Source organism: Streptomyces sp. NPDC000404 (genome assembly GCF_040300365.1).
GTDB lineage: Bacteria > Actinomycetota > Actinomycetes > Streptomycetales > Streptomycetaceae > Streptomyces > Streptomyces ramulosus.
Map to the genome: position 1 here is coordinate 352,397 of NZ_JBEPDN010000005.1, position 25,676 is coordinate 378,072.

17 protein-coding genes and 2 pseudogenes are annotated in these 25,676 nt (G+C 73.5%); 7 read left to right on the forward strand and 12 right to left on the reverse strand.

The features are described 5' to 3' along the window. Positions 1 to 203 precede the first annotated feature (203 nt). From treS to ABT345_RS11810, 9 genes and pseudogenes are all read right to left on the reverse strand, one after another. Positions 204 to 1,922 carry a maltose alpha-D-glucosyltransferase gene (gene treS, locus ABT345_RS11770; RefSeq protein ID WP_345086082.1) on the reverse strand — a complete coding sequence of 573 codons (1,719 nt, stop codon included), beginning with the start codon at positions 1,920 to 1,922 and terminating at the stop codon, positions 204 to 206. After that, a pseudogene (locus tag ABT345_RS11775) lies at positions 1,919 to 2,394 on the reverse strand (alpha-1,4-glucan--maltose-1-phosphate maltosyltransferase); the annotation flags it as partial. The gene treS and the pseudogene ABT345_RS11775, both read right to left, overlap by 4 nt. Positions 2,395 to 2,567: 173 nt before the next feature. After that, positions 2,568 to 4,193 (reverse strand): M4 family metallopeptidase, encoded by a 1,626-nt coding sequence (locus ABT345_RS11780; RefSeq protein ID WP_345086080.1) that lies wholly within the window; start codon positions 4,191 to 4,193, stop codon positions 2,568 to 2,570. Between the two features lie 299 nt (positions 4,194 to 4,492). Next, positions 4,493 to 6,157: pseudogene (locus tag ABT345_RS11785) on the reverse strand (M4 family metallopeptidase); the annotation flags it as partial. A 516-nt stretch (positions 6,158 to 6,673) separates the two neighbouring features. After that, positions 6,674 to 8,548 (reverse strand): ABC transporter ATP-binding protein, encoded by a 1,875-nt coding sequence (locus ABT345_RS11790; protein WP_345086076.1) that lies wholly within the window; start codon positions 8,546 to 8,548, stop codon positions 6,674 to 6,676. Further along, positions 8,545 to 10,458 (reverse strand): ABC transporter ATP-binding protein, encoded by a 1,914-nt coding sequence (locus ABT345_RS11795; RefSeq protein WP_345086074.1) that lies wholly within the window; start codon positions 10,456 to 10,458, stop codon positions 8,545 to 8,547. Before ABT345_RS11795 ends, ABT345_RS11790 begins: the two co-directional genes overlap by 4 nt. Positions 10,459 to 10,489: 31 nt before the next feature. After that, positions 10,490 to 11,698, reverse strand: coding sequence for a methyltransferase (locus tag ABT345_RS11800; protein ID WP_345086072.1), 1,209 nt, complete (start codon positions 11,696 to 11,698; stop codon positions 10,490 to 10,492). A 254-nt stretch (positions 11,699 to 11,952) separates the two neighbouring features. Then, entirely contained in the window at positions 11,953 to 13,812 is a 1,860-nt protein-coding gene (locus ABT345_RS11805; RefSeq protein ID WP_345086070.1) for an ABC transporter ATP-binding protein, read from the reverse strand. Continuing rightward, on the reverse strand, positions 13,809 to 15,821 hold the full coding sequence (locus tag ABT345_RS11810; protein WP_345086068.1) for an ABC transporter ATP-binding protein: 2,013 nt from the start codon (positions 15,819 to 15,821) through the stop codon (positions 13,809 to 13,811). Before ABT345_RS11810 ends, ABT345_RS11805 begins: the two co-directional genes overlap by 4 nt. A gap of 382 nt (positions 15,822 to 16,203) precedes the next feature. On the opposite strand from ABT345_RS11810, the gene ABT345_RS11815 reads away from it, so the two are divergent. The 7 genes from ABT345_RS11815 to ABT345_RS11845 all read left to right on the forward strand — a co-directional run bounded on the left by ABT345_RS11815 (position 16,204) and on the right by ABT345_RS11845 (position 23,531). After that, the gene (locus tag ABT345_RS11815) at positions 16,204 to 17,439 is read left to right on the forward strand and encodes a L,D-transpeptidase (protein WP_345086066.1); all 1,236 of its coding nucleotides are present in this window, start codon (positions 16,204 to 16,206) and stop codon (positions 17,437 to 17,439) included. Between the two features lie 329 nt (positions 17,440 to 17,768). Beyond that, the gene (locus ABT345_RS11820; protein ID WP_345086064.1) at positions 17,769 to 19,022 is read left to right on the forward strand and encodes a L,D-transpeptidase; all 1,254 of its coding nucleotides are present in this window, start codon (positions 17,769 to 17,771) and stop codon (positions 19,020 to 19,022) included. Between the two features lie 83 nt (positions 19,023 to 19,105). Further along, positions 19,106 to 19,876, forward strand: coding sequence for an enoyl-CoA hydratase/isomerase family protein (locus ABT345_RS11825; protein ID WP_345086062.1), 771 nt, complete (start codon positions 19,106 to 19,108; stop codon positions 19,874 to 19,876). Between the two features lie 269 nt (positions 19,877 to 20,145). After that, a complete protein-coding gene (locus ABT345_RS11830) occupies positions 20,146 to 20,673 on the forward strand; it encodes an ATP-binding protein (RefSeq protein WP_345086060.1) in 528 nt (175 codons plus the stop codon). A gap of 553 nt (positions 20,674 to 21,226) precedes the next feature. Next, a complete protein-coding gene (locus ABT345_RS11835) occupies positions 21,227 to 21,739 on the forward strand; it encodes a hypothetical protein (protein ID WP_345086058.1) in 513 nt (170 codons plus the stop codon). Positions 21,740 to 21,870: 131 nt separating this feature from the next. Then, complete coding sequence (locus ABT345_RS11840) at positions 21,871 to 22,641, forward strand: DsbA family protein (RefSeq protein WP_345086056.1); 771 nt, start codon at positions 21,871 to 21,873, stop codon at positions 22,639 to 22,641. Next, positions 22,638 to 23,531: a cytochrome c biogenesis CcdA family protein gene (locus ABT345_RS11845; protein WP_345086054.1), complete on the forward strand. Its 894-nt coding sequence runs from the start codon at positions 22,638 to 22,640 to the stop codon at positions 23,529 to 23,531. Before ABT345_RS11840 ends, ABT345_RS11845 begins: the two co-directional genes overlap by 4 nt. Positions 23,532 to 23,641: 110 nt before the next feature. On the opposite strand, the gene ABT345_RS11850 is transcribed toward ABT345_RS11845, so the two are convergent. The 3 genes from ABT345_RS11850 to ABT345_RS11860 form a co-directional block, all read right to left on the reverse strand. Next, a complete protein-coding gene (locus ABT345_RS11850) occupies positions 23,642 to 23,983 on the reverse strand; it encodes a hypothetical protein (RefSeq protein WP_345086052.1) in 342 nt (113 codons plus the stop codon). Positions 23,984 to 24,232: 249 nt separating this feature from the next. Continuing rightward, the gene (gene nadE / locus ABT345_RS11855) at positions 24,233 to 25,060 is read right to left on the reverse strand and encodes an NAD(+) synthase (RefSeq protein ID WP_345086050.1); all 828 of its coding nucleotides are present in this window, start codon (positions 25,058 to 25,060) and stop codon (positions 24,233 to 24,235) included. 60 nt (positions 25,061 to 25,120) lie between these two features. Further along, positions 25,121 to 25,675: a GH25 family lysozyme gene (locus ABT345_RS11860; RefSeq protein ID WP_345086048.1), complete on the reverse strand. Its 555-nt coding sequence runs from the start codon at positions 25,673 to 25,675 to the stop codon at positions 25,121 to 25,123. Position 25,676 lies beyond the last annotated feature (1 nt).

Sequence of the window (25,676 nt, forward strand, 5' to 3'; positions counted from 1 at the left end):
AGCGGAGCCGGCGGGAGGGGCGGCGCCGCGGCCGCCCCTTGCCTCGCGCCGGGCGACGGAGCCCGCGCCCGCAGGTGCCCCCGTACGCGGCTCCGCCCGTACGCGGCGGAGGGCGTACGGGCGGAGGACGGTCCGCGAAAGACGGGTGGCGGGCGGCGGGCGGCGTGGTGGCCCGCCGCCGGTCGGGCGCGGCGGGGCCCCGGTCAGGGCGCGTTGCGGCGCAGGCGGAACCAGTAGAAGCCGTGGCTCGCCAGCGTCAGCGGATACGGCTGCCGGCCGATCGGCGGGAAATGCACACCGCCGATCAGTTCCACCGGACGGCGGCCGTCGAATTCCGTCAGATCCAGCTCGGTCGGCTGGGCGAAGCGGGAGAAATTGTGGACGCACAGGACGAGATCGTCGTCCGCGCCGCCCTCGCCCGGTGCGGCCCGCAAAAAGGCGAGGACCGCCGGGTTGCTGGAGGGGAGTTCGGTGTAACTGCCGAGCCCGAATGCCGGATTCTGTTTACGGATCTCGATCATCCGGCGGGTCCAGTGCAGCAGGGAGGACGGGGAACTCATCGCCGCCTCGACATTGGTGACCTGATATCCGTGGACCGGGTCCATGATGGTCGGCAGGGTGAGCCGCCCGGGGTCACAGGAGGAGAATCCGGCATTGCGGTCCGGGGTCCACTGCATCGGGGTGCGCACCGCGTCGCGGTCGCCGAGCCAGATGTTGTCCCCCATGCCGATCTCGTCGCCGTAATAGAGAATCGGTGAGCCCGGCAGGGAGAGGAGCAGGGCGGTGAAGAGTTCGATCTGGTTGCGGTCGTTGTCGAGGAGCGGGGCGAGGCGGCGGCGGATACCGATATTGGCTCGCATACGCGGGTCCTTGGCGTACTCCGCGTACATGTAGTCGCGCTCTTCGTCGGTGACCATTTCGAGGGTCAGCTCGTCGTGGTTCCGCAGGAAGATGCCCCATTGGCAGCCGGACGGAATCGCCGGGGTCTTGGCGAGGATTTCCGATACCGGATGGCGCGATTCGCGGCGCACCGCCATGAAGATGCGCGGCATGACGGGGAAGTGGAACGCCATGTGGCATTCGTCGCCGCCGCTCGCGTAGTCACCGAAGTAGTCGACGACGTCCTCGGGCCACTGATTGGCCTCCGCCAGCAGCACGGTGTCCGGGTAGTGCGCGTCGATCTCGGCGCGGACCCGCCGCAGGAAGGCGTGCGAGCGCGGCAGGTTCTCGCAGTTGGTGCCCTCCTCGGCGTAGAGGTACGGCACCGCGTCCAGCCGGAAGCCGTCGATGCCCAGGTCGAGCCAGAACCGCAGCGCGGAGATCATCTCCTCCTGGACCTGCGGGTTCTCGTAGTTGAGGTCCGGCTGGTGGGAGAAGAAGCGGTGCCAGTAGTACTGCTTGCGCACCGGGTCGAAGGTCCAGTTGGACGTCTCGGTGTCGACGAAGATGATCCGGGCGTCGGCGTACTGCTTGTCGTCGTCCGCCCAGACGTAGTAGTCGCCGTACGGCCCTTCGGGGTCGGTGCGGGAGGACTGGAACCACGGGTGCTGGTCGCTGGTGTGGTTCATCACCATGTCGATGATGACCCGCATCCCGCGCTGATGGGCGGCGTCGACGAATTCCACGAAATCGGCGAGGTCCCCGAATTCGTCGAGGACCGCGGTGTAGTCGGCGACGTCGTAACCGCCGTCCCGCAGGGGGGACTTGAAGAAGGGCGGGAGCCAGAGGCAGTCCACGCCCAGCCATTGCAGATAATCGAGCCGCGAGGTGAGGCCCTTGAGGTCGCCGACGCCGTCTCCGTTGCTGTCCTGGAAGGAGCGGACCAGGACCTCGTAGAAGACGGCGCGTTTGAACCAGTCCGGATCGCGGTCCTTTTCCGGAGTGTCCTCGAACGTGTCATGCACGGGCTCGTTGACGATCAATTGGGTGACCCTCCGATCGGTGAGGACGGTCGCAGGGACGGTACGTGCGCGGGCGCGGGCGACTGGCCCGGATCGAGCCGTACATAGTTGTCCCTGCCCCAGTGGTAGGTGTCGCCGGTGAGCTCGTCGCGCACCGGGAAGGAATCGTCCCGGCCGAGGCCGAGTTCCGGCATGTCCAACGAGAACGTGGCCTCCTGGGTGTGGTGTGGATCAAGGTTCACCACGGTCAGGACGGTATCGGGGGTGCGTCCACACGGCCCGTGCATGGGGAATGGGCGAGGATCACCTCGCTGCCGGTGTCGTGGAAATGCGGCCGCCGCAGTTGCCGAAGGGCGAGAGGGCGGCGGCGGGCCCGGTCGAGGACGATGATCAGCGGGGCGAGATTCTTTCCGTTACGGGGTGCGGACTCCCGTCCACAGGGCCGCAGTTGATACTTCTCCGAATCCCGGTACTCCTCACTTCCCGGCTCGGCACTTCCCGGCTCCGCGGGCCGGAACATGACGGAACGGCGGAACGGCCGGGGAGGGATTCCCCGGCCGTTCCGCCGTTCGTGGGCGCCGGCCGCGCCCGGGGACACGTCACAGGGGTCCCGGGCGGATCGGTGCGGTGCCGGGCGCCGTGTCGTACGGCGCCCGGCGGGGTGCGTTACTTGACGGCGACGCCGTTCCAGGCGGCCTCGACACCCTTGACCTCGGCGCTGTCGGCCTTGTACAGGTCGGTCGCGGCCTTGACGGTGGCCTCACGGGCCGCCTTGTAGTCGGTGTTCGAGGTCATGTACTCGGTCAGGGCCTTGAACCAGATCTTCTCGGCCTTGTCCCGGCCGATGCCCTCGACCTTGGAGCCGTCGGCGGTCGGGCTGTCGTACTTGACGCCACCGATCTCCTTGGCGCCGCTGCCCTCGGACAGCAGGTAGAAGAAGTGGTTGGCGACACCCGACGAGTAGTGCGGGTCCAGGCCACCGGTGCTGGAGTCCCAGTTGTCCTGCGACTGACCGTCCTTGGACGGCTTGTCCATGTAGCGCAGCGGGGTGCCGTCGCCGTTGATGTCGATCTTCTCGCCGATGAGGTAGTCGCCCGGGTCCTCGGCGTTCTTCGCGTAGAACTCGACCGAGGTGCCGAAGATGTCGGAGGTGCCCTCGTTCAGGCCGCCGGACTCACCGCTGTAGGTGAGGTTGGCGGTGGCGGAGGTGACGCCGTGCGACATCTCGTGGGCCGCGACGTCGATGGCGGTCAGCGGAGCCTTGTTGCCCTCGCCGTCGCCGTACGTCATGCAGAAGCAGCTGTCGTCCCAGAAGGCGTTGACGTAGTTGTCGCCGTAGTGGACGCGGGAGAAGGCGCCCTTGCCGTCACCCTTGATACCGGAGCGGCCGTGCACCTCCTTGTAGTAGTCCCAGGTCTCGGCGGCACCGTAGTGCGCGTCGACGGCGGCGGTCTCCGGGTTGTCCGGCTTGCCGTTGCCCCAGGTGTCGGTGGAGTTGGTGAAGAGCTTGCCGTCACCGTCCTCGGCGTTCTCGAGGTTGGTGGTCTTGTGACCGCCGCGCTCGCCGTCGGTCAGCGTGTAGTTGCTGCCGTCCTTGGTGGTGGTCAGGTCGACGGTGCCGCTGAACTCGCTCTCGCCCTTGCCGGTACGGATGTCGTCGTACTGGAAGAGCTTCTTGCCGGTGTTGGCGTCGGTGATGACGTGCATCCGGCTCGGGGTGCCGTCCTTCTTCACGCCCTTGACGACGGTGTCGTACGCCAGGACGGGCGTGCCGGAGGCGGCCCAGACGACCTTCTTCGCGGCCTGCGCGCCGGTCTGCTTGGCGCTGATCGACTTCGCGGCGGTGCCGTGCGCGTTCTGCGCGGCGGCGGCAGCGGAGATCTTCGGCGTGAGGGAGGCGACCTTGATGGTCTTCTGGGTGGACTTGGTGGTGCTCTTGATGGAGCCGTCCTTGGCGCGGTGCACGACCATGTCGCCACCGAGCACCGGCAGACCGGCGAAGGTGCGGTCGTAGCGGGTGTGGACGGTGCCGTCGGCGTCCTTGATGACGTCCTTGACGACCAGCTGCTCCTGGGAACCCAGGCCCAGCTCCTTGGCCGTCTGCGCCTTGGCGGCGCTCGCGTCGCGGATCATCTCGGCACGGTGCGAGGTGGTGAGGGCGACCGGCGAGGCGCTGGTGAAGGCCGGGGCGGTCGAGGCGCCCGCCGTGGCGGCGACGCCGGCGACGAGGGCCGCGGCGGCGGCGACGGCGGTACCGGTGATGCGGGCCTTACGGGATATGCGGGGGGTCACGCGTGCTCCTTCAACTTTGCCAAGTGGTGGGGGTGCAAAGCGATGTGGGTGTGACGTGCGTCGGGAACACTGCCATTCCGAACGCGTTCATGTCAGGACGCTGGGGCCAGGTTGGCCGAAACTCGTCGGTAGGACCTTGTGCGAACCCCACGCAACGGAAAAGGGCGCCGCCCCCGGAGGTCCGGAAGCGGCGCCCAATTCGCCGTTTTCGCTGGTGGGTTCAGTTACCCCGGCCGGCCGCCCGGCCGTGCCACACCGAGATGACCGGTGGGTGCCGTCACCCGGTCAAGATGTCACTTTCCGGCCGACACCCGGGCGCCGACGTTCACCGCGGCCCACGTGTTGGCGACCGTGTTGTACGTCGCGCTGCCCTGACCGAAGAGGTCGGCCGCGGCCTTGAGGGTCGCGGTGCGCGCGGCGGCGTAGTTGGTGGACGAGGTCATGTACTGGCTGAGCGCCTTGAACCAGACCTTCTCGGCGTTGGCCCGGCCGATGCCCGGCACGGACTTCCCGTCGTACGTCGGGCTGTTGTACTGCACGCCGTTGACCACCTTCGAGCCGCTGCCCTCGGACAGCAGGTAGAAGAAGTGGTTGGCGACGCCGGACGAGTAGTGCACGTCCTTGTTGCCGACCGTGCTCGACCAGTAGTCGGCGGACGCGCCGTCCTTGGAGGGCTTGTCCATGTAGCGCAGCGGGGTGCCGTCGCCGTTGATGTCGATCTTCTCGCCGATGAGGTAGTCACCCGGGTCGGCGGCGGTGTTGGAGTACCACTCCACCGCGGTGCCGAAGATGTCGGACGTCGCCTCGTTCAGGCCACCGGACTCACCGCTGTAGATGAGGCCGGCGGTCGCGGCGGTGACGCCGTGGGACATCTCGTGCCCGGCGACGTCCAGCGCGGTCAGCGGCGCGGCGTTGCCGTAGCCGTCGCCGTACGTCATGCAGAAGCAGCTGTCGTCCCAGAACGCGTTGACGTAGCTGTTCCCGTAGTGGACGCGGGAGTACGCGGCGACGCCGTCACCCTTGATGCCGGTGCGGCCGTGCACGTTCTTGTAGTAGTCCCAGGTCTCGGCCGCGCCGTAGGCGGCGTCCGCGGCGGCGGTCTCCGCGTTCTGCGGGGTGCCGTTGCCCCAGACGTCGGTGGAGTTGGTGAAGAGGGTGCCCTTGCCGGACGAGCCGTGGTTGAGGTTGTACGTCTTGTGCCCGCCGCGGCCGCCGTCGGTCAGCGTGTAGGACGACCCGGAGGCGGTGGTGCCCAGGGTGACCTTGCCGCTGTACTCGGTGTTGCCGACGCCGTTCTCGATCCCCTGGTACTGGAAGATCTTCTCGCCGGTCGTGGCGTCCGTGATGACGTGGAGCTGGTTGGGGGTGCCATCCTTCTGGAGACCGCCGACCACGGTCTCGTAGGCCAGCCGCGGGGTGCCGTCGGCGGCCCAGACCACCTTGCGCGGCGCCTTGTCGGCGGCGGCCTTCGACGCGCCCAGCGAACGGGCGGACGAGAGCGCCTTCGCGGACGCGGCGGACGGCGCGACCTTCGCGGTGGTCGTGGCGACCTTCAGCTGCTTGGCCTGCGCCTTGGTGACGCCCTTGACGGCGCCGCCCTTCGCCTCGTGGACGATCAGATCGCCGCCGAGGACCGGCAGGCCGTCCAGGGTCCGCGCGTAGCGGGTGTGGGTGGTGCCGTCGGCGTCCTGGGAGACGTCCTTGACGACCAGCTTCTCCTGCGCACCGAGCTTCAGCTCCTTGGCCGTCGCCTTGGTGGCGGCGTCGGCGCTGCGCAGCAGCCGGTCGCGCTGGGCGGGGGAGAGCTTCGCGGGCAGGGCGCCCGCGGCCGGGGCCGCGTGGGGCGCGGCCGGCTGGGGGGTGGCCGCGGTGCCGGTGCCGGCCTGCACGCCGACGGCGAGCATGGCAGCGGCGGCGACGACGGCTCCGGTTGCGACGGCGCGACGAGGGGGGGTACGTCTCACGCTGACTCCTTCTGCGGGGCGGCGGCGTGGGGCCGCGGCCGAGGGGGACCGGGCGGCGGGAAGCCGTCCGGGCAGAGAGGCAGAACACTTTGGAACGTGTGGGGGGAGACGGTGCCGACTGCCGCACGGTGGGACTGTGGGGGTCCGTGTGGCGGCTGCCGGGAAGAGTGCCACCGCCGCGCGCCGCTTGTCAGGGTCCCTTCAACTAATTGGCCGGAAACCGTCCGTAGCCCGGAATGCGGGTCCGGAATGCGGACGGAGGGTTGCAGGCGATGGAACGGCGCAGGTCCACACGGTGCCAGGAGAGGAAAGGCGGGGCCGGAAGTCGCAGGTTTGAGAACGCTGCCCACCGTGAGACCGGGCCTCGCACGCCTCGCCGACGCCGGTGCGGGACCGAAACGGCTGCGGGATGAAGGGGCCTGACGGGGGCTCGGGGCGCGTCGGCGGCGCCCGGCGGGACCGGGCCCCTGGCCGCCCGCCGGTGCCCGCCCCCGCATCGCCGGCGGACCCGGCCGGTCAGACCTCCGTAGGCCGCTCCGGCTCCGGCGCGTCCCCGTGCCAGGTGCGCCACAGGGCCGCATACGCGCCACCGGCCGCCACGAGGGCGTCGTGGGTGCCGAGTTCGGTGATCCGGCCCGCCTCCATGACGGCCACCCGGTCCGCGTCGTGCGCGGTGTGCAGCCGGTGCGCGACGGCGATGACCGTACGGCCCTCCAGCACGGCGGCGAGCGCCCGTTCGGTGCGCCGTGCGGTCCGTGGGTCCAGCAGCGCCGTCGCCTCGTCGAGGATCAGGATGCCGGGATCGGCCAGCACCACCCGGGCCAGGGAGAGCTGCTGGCTCTGCGCCCCGTCCGGGCGGAATCCGCCGGGTCCCAGCTCGGTGGCGAGCCCGGACGGCAGCGCCGCCGCCCAGTCCGCGCCGACCGCGGCGAGCGCGGCGTGCAGCGCTGTGTCGGCGGCGCCGGGCGCGGCGATCCGCAGATTGTCGCGGACCGTCCCCAGGAAGACATGATGTTCCTGGGTGACCAGCGCCACCTGACGGCGCAGCGCCCGCGGCGGCAGCGCGGCCACCGGCAGCCCGCCGACCGTCACCGTCCCCGCGCGCGGCGCCTCGATCCCGGCCAGCAGCCGGCCCAGCGTCGACTTCCCGGCCCCGGACGGCCCGACGAGCGCCAGCCGCTCCCCGGGCCGCACCGTCAGCTCCACCCCGCGCAGCACCTCGTCACCCGCCCCGCCCGGGTACGCGTACCGCACCCCGCGCGCCTCGATCCGGCCGCGCGGCGCGGGCGCCCCGGCGGCGGCCGGTTCCGTACCGTCCGCGGGCACAGCCGCGGCGGGCGCCGGAACTCCGTCCGCCTGCGGGGCGGTGGGCTGCGGGCCGCTGCCGTCCGGCTCCGTTCCCACGCCCGTCACCCGCGCGAACGCGGCGGCACCGGCCTGGAGTTGTTCCGTCCGGAACAGCAGGGTGTCCAGCGGCGCCGACAACTGGCCCAGCAGCACCGCCGCCGACACCACCGCGCCCAGGCTCACCACGCCCGCCTGGTGCAACGCCCCGCCCGCCGTCAGCGCGGCGGCCACCGGCACCGTGTACGAGAAGTCGACCACCGGGAAGAGCACGCTGCGCAGGAACAGCGTGCGCAGCCGGGCGCGGCGGCACCGCTCGATCGCCTGCCGGGCGGCCGACGCGCGGCGCTCCGCCAGGCCGAGCAGATCGACGGTCCGGGCGCCGGCGGCGGTCGCCGCGAGCAGCCCGGCCAGCTCCGACACGGCCGCGCCCTCGTCGAGATACGCGCGCCGCGCCCGCCGCAGATACCAGCGCACCGCGAACCCGCACCCCACCAGCCCCAGCGCGCACGCCCCGAGCAGCGGATGGAGCACCGTCACGGCGCCCAGCAGGAACAGCGCCTGGACCACCGCGACCGACACCTCGGGCGTCGCATCGCGCAGCGTCCCGGCGACCGATGCCACATCCGTTGTGCCCCGCGCCGTCAGATCGCCGGTACCGGCCCGCTCCACGACCGCCGGGGGCAGCGCCAGCGCCCGGTCGACGAACCCCTCCCGGACCCGGGCCAGCGCCCGCTCGCCGAAGCGGTGCCCGACGTAGCGCGCGAAGCGGCCCAGCAGCAGCTGGAGGACCGTGCCGACCACGATGAGCAGCGTCAGCCGGTCCACCGCGGCGGCGCCACCGCCGTCGCGCACGGTGTCGACGATCCGGCCCAGCAGCCACGGACCGGCCAGCCCGGCGCCCGCGGCGAGCGCGTTGAGCGCGAGCATCAGCGCGAAGGCCCGGCCGTCGCGCCGGATCAGCCGGCCGGCCGCGCGCCGGGTCTCCCGGGCGGAGGCGACCGGCAGGGCACCGTCGGGTGCGGAGGGCGCGGCGGCGGTCGTCATGGGGTCTCCTCGGCCACGGGGGCGGTCCGTCCGGCTACGTCGTCCACGGGGCCGCGGCGCGCGGGGACCTCGCCCGCGGGAGCGGGCGGGGCATCCGGGGTAGCCGCGGTGGTCGGGGGGTCTAGGGCTTCCGGGAGCCCGGGGGTGTCCAGGACGCCGCCCGTCGCCGGTCCGCCCTCCGCCGCCGGTCCGTCCTCCGCACCATCCGCGCCCCGTGCCACCAGGGCGCGGTACTCCGGTTGTGCGGCGAGCAGTTCGCGATGGGTGCCGACCGCCGCCACCCGGCCGCCGGACAGCAGGTACACCACGTCCGCCCGGTCCAGCACCAGCGGTGAGGTGGTGGCGACGACGGTCGTCCGGCCCGCCCGGGCGGTGTGCAGCCGCGCCGCGACGGCCGCCTCGGTGTGCGCGTCCACCGCCGACGTCGGCTCGACGGCGAGCAGCACCTCCGGGTCGGCCAGCAGCGCCCGCACCAGGCGCAGCCGCTGCCGCTGCCCACCGGAGAGATTGCGGCCGTCCGCGTCCAGCCGCGCGTCCAGGCCACCGGGCAGCGCCCGCACGATGTCCTCCGCCACCGCGGTGTGCAGCGCCCGGGCCACCGCGTCCGCCGGGCGCGCCCGCCGCCCCTCGACCGCCTCGCGCACCGTGCCCGCGAACAGCGCCGCCTCGTTGTCCGCGACCAGGATCCGCTCCCGCAGCCGCGCCGCGTCCACCGCGTCCAGTCGCACCGCGCCCCACGTCGCGGCGGATTCGGCGATGCCCCCGAGCCGGTCGACCACCGCCGCCGACTCCTCCGGCCGCGCCCCGGCCAGCGCGGTCAGCGTCCCGGGCACCACCTCGACGCCGGAGACCGGGTCCCGCAGCACCGACGGCACCGCGGGCCCCTCGTCCCCGCCGCCCCGTGCGTCGGGCACCAGCGCCAGGAACCGCACCACCCGGCGGGCCGCGACCAGCCCCCGCGTCACGTCGTACCCCGCCTCGATGAGGAACGACACCGGCCCCGCCAGCGCCGCCGTGTAGCCGTACACCGCGACCAACTCGCCCACGGAGATGGCCCCGTCGGCGGCCATCCGGGCCGCGAGCCAGACGACCGCGGCGAGGAACAGCGCCGGCAGCCCCACGCCCAGCGCCTGGATCCAGCTGGCGTGCGCGCCGACCCGGTACCCCTCGGCGCACAGCGCCGCCGACTCCCGCCGGTACCGCGCCGCGAACACCTCCTTGCCGCCCAGCCCGCCGAGCACCCGCACCCCGCCGACCAGATCCGCCAGCCGGTCGGTCAGCCCGCTCTGCCGCTCCCGGTAGCGCGCCTCGGCGCCCTCCAACCGCCGCAGCAACGGCCCCACCAGCACCGCCAGCGCCGGAACCCCCAGCAGCACCAGCGCGGCGAGCACCGGATCCACCGCCAGCAGCAGCGCCGCCACCACCCCGTACGCGAGGACCGCGCCCACCCCCGGGCCGGTCAGCGTCAGCGTCTGGCTGATCACCCCGGCGTCCCCGATGCCGATGGTGACCACCTCGCCCGCCGTCACCCGGCGCGGCAACGACGCGCCCAGCCGCAGCGTCTGGTCGACGACGACCCGCACCGTACGGAACGTGGCGTCCATCCGGACCTTGGTCATGGTGCGGTGCCGGGCGATGGCGAGGGCGGCGTTGAGCGCGCCCATCGCCAGCAGCGCCGCCGTCCAGCCGAGCAGCGGCCCCCGGTGGCCCGGCACCAGCCCGTCGTCGACGGCGCGGGAGAGCAGGTACGGCGGCATCATCAGCCCCGTCATCCACAGCGTGCCGAAGGTGGCGCCCGCCGCCACCCGGGGCAGCTGACAGCGCGTCAACCAGAGCAGATACCGCGCGGAGCTGCGGTGGTCGGGCGTCTCACGCCCCGGACGCGCCGCGCTGCGGCCTGGTCTCCCCATGGCCGCACCCTATGGGGACGGCCCCGAGGGGTCAGCGGCGGACCGCCCGCAGCAGTACGAACTTCGGGTCGGAGGCGACGACTTCGCAGGTGCCGAAGAGCCGCTTCAGCCGTACGTGGTAGCCGAGATGGCGGTTGCCGACGACCCACAGCTCACCGCCGGGCCGCAGCACGGCGCGCGCCCCGCCGAACATCCGCCGGGCGGTCGCGTCGGACGTCGCCCGGTGGGTGTGGAACGGCGGGTTGTTCACCACGAGGTCCACCGAGCCGGGCTCCAGACCCGTCAGCGCGTCGCCGACGGTGAACTCCGCCCGCGCGCCCTCCGGCGCGTTCGCCGCGAAGGTGGCGCGCGCGGCGGCCACGGCGGAGAACGACTCGTCGACGAAGACGGTCTCGGCCGCCGGGTTGGCCAGCGCCAGCGCGGTGCCGACGACGCCGTTGCCGCAGCCCAGGTCGACGACGCGTTCGGCGCCCTGCCGCCGGGGGAGGTGGCCGAGGAGGAAGCGGGTCCCGATGTCCAGCCGGTCGGCGCAGAAGATCCCGGCGTGGTTGGTGACCGTCCGCCCGGACATCACGCCGACGTCCCCGGGCAGCGCGTAGCTGCGCGGCCAGGACGGCGCGGCGGGGGTGAGGGCCGGATCCGGGGTGCAGAAGATCAGCCGCGCCTTGCGGACGGCGAGGGAGGTCCGGGTCGGACCGAGGATCTGCTCGAACAGCTTCAGCGTCGAGGTGTGGATCTCGGAGACCATGCCGGTGCCGACGATCCGGGTCCCGGCGTGCACCGCGGGCGCCAGCCGCCGCAGCTGCTCCTCCAGCAGCGCCAGGCTCTTCGGCACCCGGACCAGCAGCAGATCGATCCGCTCCGGCGGCGCGTCCAGCACCGTCCGCAGCCGTACGGCGCCCTCGGCGACACCGTTGCGCCGCAGGTTCGCCTCGGTGGCGCGCTGGGTGAGGTAGGAGTCGGTGATCTGGACGAGGCGGGGGGCGCCGGGCTCGGCTGCGGCGTGGGCCGTGGCCAGCGCGGTGGCGAGGGCACCCCAGCGGTCGCCGAGGACGACGGTGGTGCCGGCGGGGGACGGGCCCGGGGGCGCCTCGGCGGCCCCGGCGTCTTCGGCCCCGCCCTCCGCGAGGTGGTCCAGCAGATAGGCGTCGGCGGCGTCCCAGGCACGGAGCGGGTCGCGGGGGTCCTCGGGGAAGCGGCTGAGGCCGAACGCACCCCATGACGTCGTGAAACGGTTCATCGTGGACTCAGGCTAGCCGAGGCAGGGGGCGGACGGATCGGGAGCCGGGGGGCGCCGACGTCGCGGCGTCCCCGCTGGCCTCGTGGCCCCCGGGCACGCGCCGGGCCCGGTGCATCCGGGCGCAGCCGTTCCCGCCGGCCCGGTGGCTTCCGCACGCAGCGGACGGCGGCGGCTTCCGCCCGCAGCCGGCAGTGGCGGCGACCGCCGTCGCCGCGGATCCGGACCCGCCCCGGCAGCTCCGGATCCACCCCGGCTCACCCCACGCTCTCCCGCCACGCCTGGTGCAGCTCGGCGAAGCGGCCGCGGTCGGATATCAGCTCGGCGGGGGTGCCGTCCTCCACGATCCGGCCACCGGCCATGACCAGCACCCGGTCGGCGATCTCCACCGTCGACAGGCGGTGCGCGATCACCACCGCCGTCCGGCCGCGCAGCACGGTGTCCATGGCCCGCTGCACCGCCCGCTCGCCCGGTATGTCCAGCGAACTGGTCGCCTCGTCCAGGATCAGCACGGCGGGGTCGGCGAGCAGCGCCCGCGCGAAGCCGACCAACTGCCGCTGGCCCGCGGAGATCCGGCCGCCGCGCTTGCGGACGTCGGTGTCGTACCCGTCCGGCAGCGCGGCGATGAAGTCGTGCGCACCGATCGCCCGGGCGGCGTCCTCGATCTCGGCGCGAGTGGCGTCGGGCCGCCCCAGCGCGATGTTCTCGGCGACCGTCCCGGAGAACAGGAACGCCTCCTGGGTGACCATCACCACGCTCCGGCGCAGCTCGGCCGAGGGCAGTTCCCGCAGGTCCACGCCGTCCAGCAGGACCCGGCCCGCGGTCGGGTCGTAGAAGCGGGCCAGCAGCTTGGCCAGCGTCGACTTGCCGGCGCCGGTCGAGCCGACCACGGCGACCGTCTCGCCCGCGGCCAGCCGCAGCCCGAAGCGGGGCAGCACCTCGCCGCCGGTCCGGTACGCGAACCGCACCTCCTCGAAGACGACCTCCCGGCCGGGCCGCCCCTCGGGGGCCGCCGGCAGCGCCGCCGGGGCGGACGGCTCGGGGACCGACGGGCGCTGCGCCAGCAGCCCGGCGATCTTCTCCAGCGAGGCGGCCGCGCCCTGGTAGGAGTTGAGGAACATGCCGAGCCGGTCGATCGGGTCGTACAGCCGCCGCAGGTACAGCACCGCGGCGGCCAGCACGCCCAGCTCCAGCGTGCCGGTCGCCACGCGGTAGGCGCTCCACAGCACGATCGCGGCGACCGCGAAGTTGGCCACCAGCCGCGAGCCGACGACATACCGGGCCATCTCCAGCAGGGTGTCGCCGTTGACGGCCTCGTGAGTGCGGTTCAGCGCGGCGAACGCGGCGTCGTTGGGCCGCTCACGGCGGAACGCCTGCACCGGGCGGATGCCGTTGACCGTCTCGGTGAACTTCACGATGACGGCGGCGACCGCCGACGACTTGCTGCTGAACACCCGGATCGAACGCCGCTGGTAGGAGCGGATCAGCAGCGCCAGCGGCCCGGTGGAGGCCAGCGCCGCGATGCCGGTGCGCCAGTCCAGGTAGAGGAGCATCACGGTGATCGAGACGGAGGAGAGGACGAAGGAGATCAACTCCTCCAGGCCCTCGTCGAGGAGTTCGCGCAGCGCCTCGACGTCCGTGGTGGCCCGCGAGATCAGCCGGCCCGAGGTGTACCGCTCGTGGAAGTCGAGGCTGAGCGCCTGCGCATGCCGGAAGATGCGGCCGCGCAGATCCAGCAGGACGTCCTGGCTGATCCGGGCCGAGCGCCGGATGAAGAGGTACTTCAGCCCGCCCGACACCACGGCGCACAGCGCGGCCCCGACCGCCACGGTGATCAGCGGGCCGTGGTCCCCGGCGCGCAGCGCGGGCACCGCGCGGTCCAGCGCGAACGCCACGAGCAGCGGCCCGGCCTGCACCGCCGCCTGCTGGAGCAGCAGCATCACCGCCGAGACCGTCACCCACCGGGTGTGCGGGGCCAGCAGCGACCGCAGCAGCCGACGCGACGCCCCGGGCGGCGCCGGGAGGACGTCCCGGGTGAAGGCGTCGCCGTCCCCGGCCGGCGGCCCGGGCGCGGGCGGACCGGCGGGTACGGCGCCGGGTGCGGGGGCGGTCGTCATCGGGTGCCTCCGGAGGCGTCGCGGGGCCGGGGCGCCGGCCCCGCCGCGACGGGGTCGGTGCCGGACATCAGCCCGGCGTACTCGGCGTTGTCACGCAGCAGTTGGTGATGGGTGCCGACGGCGGCTATCCGGCCGCCGGAGAGCAGCGCCACCCGGTCGGCCAGCAGGACCGTGGACGGGCGGTGCGCGACGATCAGCGCGGTGGTGGTCGCCAGGACCTGCCGCAGCGCCGCCTCGACCAGCGCCTCGGTGTGGACGTCGAGGGCGGAGAGCGGGTCGTCGAGGATCAGGAACCGTGGTCGTCCGGCGACCGCGCGGGCCAGCGCGAGCCGCTGCCGCTGGCCGCCGGACAGGCTCATGCCCTGCTCCCCGACCTGGGTGTGCGGCCCCTCGGGCAGCGCGGCGACGAAACCGTCGGCCTGCGCCACCGCCAACGCCCGCCGCAGATCCGCCTCCTGGAGGTCCGCGGCGCCCATCAGGACGTTCTCGGCGACGCTCGCGGAGAACAGCGTCGGCTCCTCGAAGGCGACCGACACCAGGCCGCGCACCTCGTCCCGGGAGAGCGCGGTGAGATCGCGGCCGTCCAGGGTGATCCGCCCGCCGGTCGGGTCGTACAGCCGCGGGACCAGCGCGGTGAGCGTCGTCTTCCCGCTGCCCGTGGCCCCCACCAGCGCCATCGTCTCCCCGGACGCGATGTGCAGATCGACCCCGCGCAGCGTCGGCGGGGCGCCCCGGGGCGCGTCGGGGTAACGGAACTCGACACCGGCGAAGACGAGCCCGCCGGAGGCTCCCGGGCGCTGGGAGGGGCCGGACGCCTCGGGTGTGCCGGGGCTGCCGGAACCGTCGGGTGCGTCGGAGCCGGAGCCGTCCGTGGCGTCATCGGCGGCCGCCCGCGGCCCGGGAAGCAGCGCGGCCGTCTCCCCTGACGGCGCCTCTCCCGGCAACGCTGCCCCCGGCAACGCCGCCCCCGGCAACGCTTCCCCCGACGACGCCGCCTCCGGCGCGTCCAGCACCTCGAAGTACCGGTCGGTGGCCATCGCCGCCTCGTAGCTCATCGCCAGCAGGAAGCCGATGGAGTCCACCGGCCAGCGCAGCGCGAGCGCCGTCGAGAGGAAGGCGACCAGCGTGCCGGCGGAGAGCGCGCCGTCCGCCACCTGGACGGTGCCGAGCACCAGCGCGGCGCCGATCGCCAGCTCCGGCAGCAGGGTGATGGCACCCCAGATCGTGGCCAGGATCCGGGCCTTGCGCAGCTCGGTGGTGCGCAGCTCATGGGTCAGCCGCCGGAACATCCGGGCCTGACTGCGATGGCGGCCGAAGCCCTTCACGATCCGGATGCCGAGGACCGACTCCTCGATCACCGTCGTCAGATCGCCGACCTGGTCGAGCGCCCGGCGCGCGGCCAGTGCGTACTTCGCCTCGAAGACCGAGCACAGGATCATCAGCGGCAGCACCGGCGCCAGCAGCACCAGCCCCAGCGAGAAGCGCTGGGCCAGCAGGATCGCGCAGCCCACCAGGATCGTCGCGCCGTTGACCAGCAGGAACGTCAGCGGGAAGGCCAGGAACATCCGCAGCAGCTGGAGGTCGGTGGTGGCGCGGGAGAGCAACTGGCCCGAGGCCCAGCGGTCGTGGAAGGAGACCGGCAGCCGCTGGAGGCGGGTGTAGAGCCGCTCCCGCATGGCCGCCTCGACGCCCGCCAGCGGCCGCGCGACCAGCCAGCGCCGCAGCCCGAACAGCCCCGCCTCGGCCACCCCGAGCGCCAGGAGGAACCCGGCGCCCAGCCAGACGCCGCCGGGCGCGCCCGCGGCGACCGGGCCGTCCACGATCCACTTGAGCACCAACGGGATGACGAGGCTGATGCAGGACGCGACCACGGCGACGACCGCGGCGGTGAACAGCCGCGCCCGCACCGGCCGGACGAACGGCCACAGGCGCAGCAGCGATCGCACGGCGGAGTGCCGCGGGGGCTCGGAGGACGGTGGACGGGCGGGTGTGCTCGCGGTGGCATCCATCACAGGCGAGAGTAAGGGCGGCCACTGACAACGCTCATGTGTTTTTCGCGCCGCACCGACCCCGCCGAGCCGCCGCACCGTCCACCGAGTCGCCGCCCGCCCCCTCCCACCTCGCCTGACCTGCGCCTCCGTCCAGGAAATCCCCGCCGCCCGCACCGGACCGCCCCCTCGGAACCGCCGCCCGGCCGCCGCCTCCGACGCCCCGCACCCCGCGCCGCGGCCGGGGAACCGGCGTCCGCCCCTCCCGTAGCACCGCCATCCCCCACGCACCGGGCGCCACGCCGCCCCCATGCCACCGCAACGCCGTATCCCGTGCGGGACACGGACCTGCCGGGCCGTCACTTCCGGTGTGTCCACCGTCGCATCGGTCACAATTCGCCATATGTCCGGTGATGAGAAGGACCGCACCCCCCGCCCGCCGGCCCGCCGCCCCGTGCGGCTCCGGCGCCTCCTCCGTCTCGCCCTGGTGCCGGTGTGCGCTCTGACCGCGGTGACCGGCTGCGCCGTCCCCGACCTGCTGGGCGGCGACAAGCCGCCCGGCGCGGAGCGGGGCATCGACATCGAGCCCGGTGACGGCGCCCGCGATGTGAGCGAGAGCGGGCGACTCCTCGTCCGGGCGTCCGACGGGCGCCTCCAGCGGGTGACGGTGCGGCGCACCGGCGACGGCGGCGCGGCGCGGGTCCCGGGCCGGATCTCCCGCGACGGTCTGACCTGGCGGCCCACCGCGCGCCGGCTGGAGGCCGCGGCGACGTACACGGTGGACGCGGTGGCGCTGGACGGCGAGGGCGACCGCAGGACCCGCCACACCACCTTCACCACCGGGCCCGCCAAGCTGGCCGCCACCCTCCTCCCCGAGGACGGCGCCACCGTCGGCACCGGCATGATCGTCTCGCTCCAGTTCAACCACCCGATCCCCGATCTCGCCGCCGTGCAGCGCGCCGTACGGGTCACCGCCGACCCGGACGTCGAGCTGGCCCCCCACTGGTTCGGCGACCAGCGGCTGGACTTCCGTCCGAAGGAGCGCTGGCGCCCCGGCACCACCGTCACCCTGGAGGTCGCGCTGGACGGCGTCCGGGCCGGGCCCCGCACGTTCGGCACCCAGAGCGAGACCGTCCGGTTCCGGATCGGCCGGGACCAGACGAGCGTCATCGACGCGGCCCGGCACACCCTGACGGTCACCCGGGAAGGGGAGAAGCCGGTGACGCTGCCGGTCACCGCGGGCGACGAGAAGAACCCCACGTACAACGGGAAGATGGTGATCCTGGAGCGGCTGCCGAAGACGCGGATGGACGCCCGGACGGTCGGTTTCGGCCGCGCCTACGACATCCCCGACGTGCCGCACGCGATGCGCCTGACGACCTCCGGCACCTTCCTGCACGGCAACTACTGGGCCGACCCCGACATCTTCGGCGACGAGAACACCAGCCACGGCTGCGTCGGCCTGCTCGACAACAAGGGCGGCAAGGGCGCCACCCCGGCCGGCTGGTTCTACACGCAGTCGCTCATCGGCGACATCGTGGAGGTCCGCAACTCCCGGGACCGCATCGTCGCCGCGGACAACGGCCTCGGCGGCTGGAACATGCCCTGGACGCAGTGGCGGGCGGGGACGGCCCTGTAGCGACCGCTGCGGCGGCGAGCCGGCGGAAGCGGCGACCGGTCCGGGCGGCCCGCAGCGTCCCGGACCGCCCGGACGATCAACCTCGCTGCCCGCTCGCTGACTTGACGCCCGCCCCTTCCGTCCCGTCCCCTCCCGCTTTTCCCTCATCCGTCCGTCCCGGGGGTGCCGGGGCCGCGCCCCGAGCCGCCCTCGCCGGGCAACCCGCTGTCACACCCATGTGGTTATCTACACGGAAGGTGCGGCCGCCCCCCGGCGGGAGGTGCCGCGCCGAGTGGCGGTGTGCTGCGCACGGGGGAGTGCGCGCGGGGCGAGGGGAAGAGGGGCCGGAGATGCACCAGTCGATATCCGAAGAGCCGGTACGGCGGCCGATACGTCCGCGAGCGGTTCGGCGGCGGGCGCGGCGCGGCGCCGCCGCGGCCCTCGCCCTCGGCTCCGTCCTGCTCGCCGCGGGATGCGGCGACGGCGCGGACGCGAAGGGCTCGGCCGACCGGGCGCGCGCCGCGCACGGCCCCTCGAAAGCCGTCGTGACGATCGCGCCCCGGGACGGCGCGGACTCCGTCGCCACCAGCGGCGCCCTCGCGGTCACGGCCCGCTGGGGCAAGCTCCGCTCCGTCAAGGTCAAGGACGCCGAGGGGAACGACGTACCGGGCCGGATATCCGGCGGCGGCACCGGATGGCAGCCCACCGGGCACCTCGGGACGGCGACGACGTACACCGTCGACGCCGAGGCCGCCGACGCGGAGGGCCGCAAGGTCACCCGCCACGCCCGCTTCACCACCCTCACGCCCGAGGAAACCTTCACCGCGACGTACACGCCGGACGACGGGCAGAAGACCGGCGTCGGGATGCCGGTCTCGCTGCGCTTCAGCCGCGGCATCACCGACCCCGCCGCCGTGGAGAAGGCCGTCAAGGTCACCGCGGAGCCCGCCGTCCCCGTCGAGGGCCACTGGTTCGGCAACGACCGGCTGGACTTCCGCCCCGAGAAGTACTGGGCGCCCGGCACCAAGGTCACCCTCCGGCTCGATCTGGACGGCGTCGAGGGCCGTCCCGGCGTCTACGGGAAGCAGTCCCGGAAGGTGTCGTTCACCGTCGGGCGCAGCCAGATCAGCACCGTCGACGCCCGGTCGAAGAAGATGACCGTGGTCCGCGACGGCAAGAAGATCAAGACCATCCCGATCTCCGCCGGTGCGCCCGGCACCGAGACGTACAACGGCCGGATGGTGATCAGCGAGAAGCTCCGGGTGACGCGGATGAACGGCGCCACCGTCGGCTTCGACGGCCAGTACGACATCGAGGACGTCCCGCACGCCATGCGGCTGAGCACGTCCGGCACCTTCATCCACGGCAACTACTGGTCGGGACAGGGCGCGTTCGGCAGCCGCAACGCCAGCCACGGCTGCGTGGGCCTGTTCGACCGGCGCGGCGGCGGCGACGCGTCCACCCCCGCCGCCTGGTTCTTCCGCAACTCCCTCATCGGTGACGTGGTCGTCGTCAAGAACTCCCAGGACGAGACGATCCGGCCGGACAACGGCTTCAGCGACTGGAACCTCTCCTGGCAGGAGTGGAAGTCCGGCCGCCGCTGAGCCGAGGGGGCCCGGTCCGGGGTGGCGCGTGGCACGCCGGCGCACCGTACCCAGCGCCGTTAACGACGGCTAACCTTCGCGGTATGACTGTGAACTTCGAGATCGCCGACGGCGTCGGGACCATCCGGCTCGACCGCCCGCCGATGAACGCGCTGGACATCGCCACCCAGGACCGGCTGCGCGAGCTGGGCGAGGAGGCCACCCGCCGGGACGATGTCCGCGCCGTCGTGGTGCGCGGCAGCGAGAAGGTGTTCGCCGCCGGGGCGGACATCAAGGAGATGCAGCGGATGGACCACGCCGCCATGGTGGTGCGGTCCAAGGCGCTGCAGGACGCGTTCACCGCCATCGCCCGTATTCCGAAGCCGGTGGTCGCCGCGGTCACCGGCTACGCCCTGGGCGGCGGCTGCGAACTGGCGCTCTGCGCGGACTTCCGGATCGCGGCGGAGAACGCCAAGTTCGGCCAGCCGGAGATCCTGCTCGGCGTCATCCCGGGCGCCGGCGGCACCCAGCGGCTGTCGCGGCTGGTCGGCCCGTCCAAGGCCAAGGACCTGATCTTCACCGGGCGGCACGTACGGGCCGACGAGGCGCTGGCCATCGGCCTGGTCGACCGGGTCGTCCCGGCCGAGGAGGTCTTCGAGGCGGCGCACGCCTGGGCGGCGCAGCTGGCGAAGGGCCCGGCGCTCGCGCTGCGCGCCGCCAAGGAGGCCGTCGACGCCGGGCTGGAGACGGATCTCGAAACCGGCCTGGCGATCGAACGCTCCGTGTTCGCCGGGCTGTTCGCGACCGAGGACCGTGAGATCGGGATGCGCAGCTTCGTCGAGGACGGCCCGGGGAAGGCCAAGTTCCGCCGTTGAGCCGGGGGTTGGCGGGGCAGGGGCGCACGCCTGGTGCCGCCGTGCCCCGTGCGGGGGAATCGCGCCGATCCGGCCCGGTACGCGCCCGCCCCGCGCCGCGGGTCGGGCGGGCGCCGTCCGGCCCGGTCGCGCCGCAGCTCAGGCAGGTGACGGCGGTGTCATGAACGCCGCCGGAACGGGGTCCGCGGTGACCGGAACCCGGTGTTTCCCGGTACGGGTTTCCGCCGGTTCCGCTCCCGTGGGCGTGGCGCAGCGGCCATGATGGGGGCATGGCGGGCCTGGAGGAATCGGAGCAGCCGCAGCCGCTGTGCGGCACGGCTGCCATCTGCCGGGGAGTCCCCGGCGCACCGGAGAGCGACGGACCGGCGCCGGGCCTCCCGGGGCCCGTGGTGCTCGATCTGCTCGGTGACCCGTCCGTGGACGAGGTCCCGTTCCCCTCGCGGCCGGAATCCGCCGGCGCCGCCCGCCGGCTCACCCATCGGGTCCTCCACGAACAGTGGGGCCTGCCCTTCCAGCTCACCGAGAACGCCGTCCTGCTCGTGTCGGAGCTGGTGGGCAACGCCGTACGGCACACCGGCGCGCGGCGGTTCGGGCTGCGGATGCTGCGGCGGCGCGGCTGGATCCGGATCGAGGTGCGCGATCCCTCGCGCGGGCTGCCGTGTCTGATGCCGGTCCGCGAGCTGGACGTCAGCGGCCGGGGGCTCTTCCTCGTCGACACGCTCTCCGACCGCTGGGGCGTGGATCTGCTGCCGCGCGGCAAGACCACCTGGTTCGAGATGCGCACCGGCGACCGCTGAGCCGCGGCGCCTCGCCCCGGATACGCGACTGGGGCCTCCCGCAGGGTTGTGCGGGTGAGGCCCCAGTGTCGCCCCTCGGCGGACGGAAGGGGTGTGTCCGCGGGGGTGGAACGACCTGGCCCGGGTCAATGGGGGTCGTTGCGAACGACTATGACAGGTCCGGCCTCCGATGCCAAAAGTGCATTGCGGGCAATACGGGACACCGAGGGATTTTGTCTCGGGAGATCCCAGGTGAGGTATGCCACCGACCTTGTAAACGATGGTTTGTTTACCGGTTGTCTCGATAAATATGCGGCGCTGCGGTGGCTTGCCGCGCCGGTGCCGCCCTCGGTGCCCTCGTCCGGCAGGAGCCGCACCGGCCGCGACGGGGCCCGGCTCCACCGCACCGTGCGCCCGGGGCCGTGCCTCCTCCGGATGGCGGTCCGTGCTCGGGAGGCGGCGCCGCGGTCCGTAGGATGGGGCCGCGCCCGGACGTGATCGCACGCAGCCGCGCGGGCCGACCGCGACGGCGGCGTGCACCGGGCCCCGCACGCCAGGACGAGGAAGGAGGGCCATGACCGCCACCCGCCGACCGGCGGCTGTGATCTGGCTGCTCCTCCTCGCCGTGACCTTCGGCCCGCTGCTCTGCCGCACCGGCGGCGACCAGTCGTGGCGGGCCCCGCAGACCGCCCATGCGGCCGGCCCGCGGCCCGCCGCCGACGCACCGGCCGCTCCCGTCCTGCGCGACACCGCCGACCAGGCGGACGCGGACACCGCCGACCCGCGCACCGACCCGGCGCCCCCGGTCGGCGCCCGCGCCGGCGACGGCCCCGACCGCACCCACCGCCTCACCGCGCGGACCGACCTCGTCGACGTCCCCCGGCGCTGTTCGGGGCGGCATGCGCCGGGGCCGGACGAGTCCGCGCCGCTGCCCGCCCCGCACCGCGGGGAACCGCTCGCCCCCAGTACCGCGGTGCCCGCCACGACCGCCGCCGCGCCCCTCGGCCGGCCCGTACCGGCGCGCCCCGATACCGGCCCCGCGGGGCCCGCCGATCCCGCCACGCTCCTGCCCGTACTGCGGATTTAGCGGCGCCCCACGGGAGCGCCGCCGTACTCCCGTGTGCCCGCATCCGGACCGGCCCGTGCCGCGCCGGCCGCCCCGTGCGGCCCGCCACCGCCGTCCGGCCCCTCCGCCATCCCGGTACGACTGGAGAAACCGTGTCCACCACCCCCAGCACACCCCGCCGCAAGCTCGCCGCCGTCGGCGCGATCATCGCCCTGCTCGTCGCCGTCGTCGCCATCGGCATCGCCGCCGGACGCGCCGTCGAGGACGGCCGCGCCCCCAACGAACCGCAGGGCGCGGGCCCCGCAGCCGGTGAGGACCCGGAGCAGCAGCGCGTCTACGACCGGCTCGCCGAGCGCACCAGCCGCCGCGAGGCCGGTGACGCGCTGGCCGTCGGCAAGAAGGACGCCCCGGTGGTCCTCGTCGAATACGCCGACTACCAGTGCTCGTTCTGCGGCCGCTTCACCCGCGAGACCCAGCCCGAACTGATCAAGAAGTACGTCGACGCCGGCACGCTGCGCATCGAGTTCCGCAACTTCACCCTCTACGGCGCCGACTCCGAACGCGCCGCCCGCGCCTCCTGGGCCGCCGGGCGCCAGGGCCGCTTCTGGCAGCTGCACGACGAGCTGTACGCCAAGACCCGCAAGGGCGACGCGCTCGCCGAGGACAAGCTCGTCGAGATGGCCCGCACCGCCGGGGTCGAGGACATCGAGAAGTTCCGCACCGACCTCGACAGCGACGCCGCCCGCAGCGCCCTGAAGAAGGATCAGGAGGAGGGGTACGAACTGGGCGTGCAGTCCACGCCGTCCTTCCTGGTCAACGGCCGCCCGGTGTCCGGCGCCCAGCCCACCTCCGTCTTCGCCGACGCGATCGAGACCGCCGCGAAGGCCGCGGCGGGGAAGACGGCCGGGGGAGGCGGCAAGTGACCGACATCGGGTATCTCGCGGCGTTCCTCGGCGGCGCCCTCGCGCTCGTCAGCCCGTGCAGCGCGCTGCTGCTCCCGGCGTTCTTCGCGTACTCGCTCTCCCACCCGGGGCGGCTGCTCGCCCGCACCGGCGTCTTCTACCTGGGACTCGCCACCACGCTGGTGCCGCTCGGCGTCGCCTCCACCGCCGCCAGCCGGCTCTTCAACGGCCACCGCGACCTGCTGATCACCATCGGCGGCTGGGTGGTCATCGCCATGGGGCTCGCGCAGATCTTCGGCCTCGGCTTCGCCTCCCGGCGCGCCCAGGCCGCGGCAGCCCGGATCACGCCCCGCTCGGCCGTCTCCACCTTCCTGCTGGGCTGTGTCTACGGGCTGGCCGGGTTCTGCGCCGGGCCGATCCTCGGCGCCGTCCTCACCGTCACCGCGGTCAGCGGCTCACCCGTCTACGGCGCGTCGATGCTCGCCGTCTACGCGCTGGGCATGGCGCTGCCGCTGTTCGTCCTCGCCCTGCTCTGGGACCGCTTCCGGCTGGGCAGCCGCGGCTGGCTGCGCGGCCGGGAACTGCGGCTGGGCAGGCTGCGGCTGCACACCACCTCGCTCCTGTCCGGCCTCTTCTTCATCGCCATCGGCGTGCTCTTCCTGCGCTACAACGGGACCAGCGCGCTGCCCGGTGTCCTCGACGCCGAGTCGGAGTTCCGCATCGAGGAGTGGGCGGCGTCGATCGGCAACGCCGTGCCGGACTACGTACTGATCGCGCTGGGCGCCCTCGTCGTCGCCGCCGTCCTCGGCCGGATCGCCCTGCGCCCGGAGAAGGCGCCGCGGCAAACGCCGGAGAAGGACGCGGCGAAGGACGCGGAGCAGGAGCCGCAGGGGCAGGGGGCCGCGGAGTGAGGCGACCGCCGGTGTGAGACGGCACCCGCGGGCCCCGGCCCGGCGCCACCGCCGGCCGGGGCCCCGGCGTTCCCGGATCTCGCAGGCGCGGGCCGCGAGGCCCGCCCCGCCTACGCGCTGCGCCGCCGGCCCGGCTGCGGGCGGCGGTGGTGCAGGCGGATCGGGGCGTCGGCGCGTCTGCGGCGGTCGTTGCAGAGTAGGCATTTGCCGTACCCGGGCGGCAGCGGGTCCTCCGGGTCGCCGTGGAGGGGATCGACCGCGCCGTGCGGATGGAGCGCACAGCCGGTCGGGCCGGTGGCCTCGCCGAGCGATCCGGCGGCGGTGAGCGCCCTCCGGAGTGCGTCGACGAGCTGGTCGGCGTCCCGCCGGGTCGGCGTGGCCCGCAGGGACGAGGCGATGTCGGAGGCGGTGTCCAGCGCGGTGCGGAGTTCGCGCAGCTGTGCGTAACCCATGCCCCGGAGCGTAGGCGCCCCCACTGACAGTGGATCTTCCGCGCGTGCTTCGTGGTCTCCCATGGCCGCATCCCTGCCCGCCGCGGCCGACGTCTTAGCCCCCAAAACCTTGCTGTCGCCTTACCGGCGCATGACAGCTCGGTCACCCGTCCGGACCGGCCGGCCGGCCGTGCCGTCCCGGGCGCCCGTCGCACGGCGAAGGGCCCGCCGGAAGCACTCCGGCGGGCCCTTCGTCTCCTGCGCCGTCCGTCACGGCGCGAGCGGCAGCTCCCGCTTGTGGGCGGTGAAGCGGTAGCGGCGCACGATGGCCTCGCGCACGACGTCGTCCATCGGCCGGCCCTCCAGGAAGTCGTCGATCTGGTCGTACGTCACGCCCAGCGCGACCTCGTCCGGCTTGCCCGGGTCCAGCGTCTCCAGATCCGCCGTCGGCACCTTCACGACCAGCTCCTCCGGGGCGCCCAGGGCCGCGGCCACCGCGCGCACCCGCCGCTTGGTCAGACCGGTCAGCGGGACGACGTCGGCGGCGCCGTCGCCGAACTTGGTGAAGAAGCCCGAGACCGCCTCGGCGGCGTGGTCGGTGCCGACGACCAGGCCGTCCTGGGCGCCCGCCACCGCGTACTGCGCGATCATGCGCTGCCGGGCCTTGATGTTGCCCTGGACGAAATCCTGGTGGGCGGCGTCGCGGAACTCCAGCCCGCCGGCGACCGCCGACGCCAGCGCGGCATCGCTCGCCGGCCGGACGTCCACCGTCAGCAGCCGGTCGGGCCGGATGAAGTCCAGCGCCCGCTGCGCGTCCTTCTCGTCCGCCTGGACGCCGTAGGGCAGCCGCATCGCGAAGAACGTCGCGTCGTGGCCGGCCTCCCGGGCGCGCTCCACGGCCATCTGGCACAGGCGGCCCGCGGCCGTGGAGTCGACGCCGCCGCTGATGCCGAGCACCAGGGAGCGCAGCCCCGTGGAGGTCAGCCGCTCCGTGAGGAACGCGACCCGGCGCTCGATCTCGTGCCCGGCGTCGAAGGACGCGCTCACCTGGAGATCCCGGGCGATCTCCTGCTGGGCCATGGACGCCGGGTCACTCACGGCTGCTCCTCGTACTGTCGGAATCCGTCGGCCGGGGAAAAGGACCGGCCACCGGAAACCTTATGCCGGGTGCGCCCACTTCTTGAGGGCGGCCTTGCTCGCGAAGTCCGCGACGTCCTTGTCGAGCGGCCGGTCGGTGTACTGGTGGATCCGCCACTTCGCCTTGATCCGCGGATGCCCGGCCTTGACGTAGTCGGCGATCCACAGTCCGTCACCGGCGTACGAGGTGGTGTCGTGGTTCAGCCAGAAGCTGCGGTTGCAGTAGAGCATCACCCGGTGCGTGGGGCGGAGCTTCTTGACCTCTCTCAGGAACTGGTCCTTCTGCGCGTTGCTCGCGTAGGTGCCGCTGCCGGTGGTCTCCCAGTCGGCGGCGAGGATGTCACCGCCGACCGATGCGCACTTCTCGACGAAGTACCGCGCCTGCGCCGCGATGTTCCCCGGCCACAGGAAGTGGTAGAAGCCGACCACGCACCCGGCCTTGCGCGCCTTCGCCGCCTGCGCCGTCTGATGGGGGTTGATGTACGAGCGGCCCTCGGTGGCCTTGATGATCACGAAGTCCAGCCCGTCGGTGGAGAACGACGTGTTGTACGAGCTGACATCGACACCGTGCAGCATG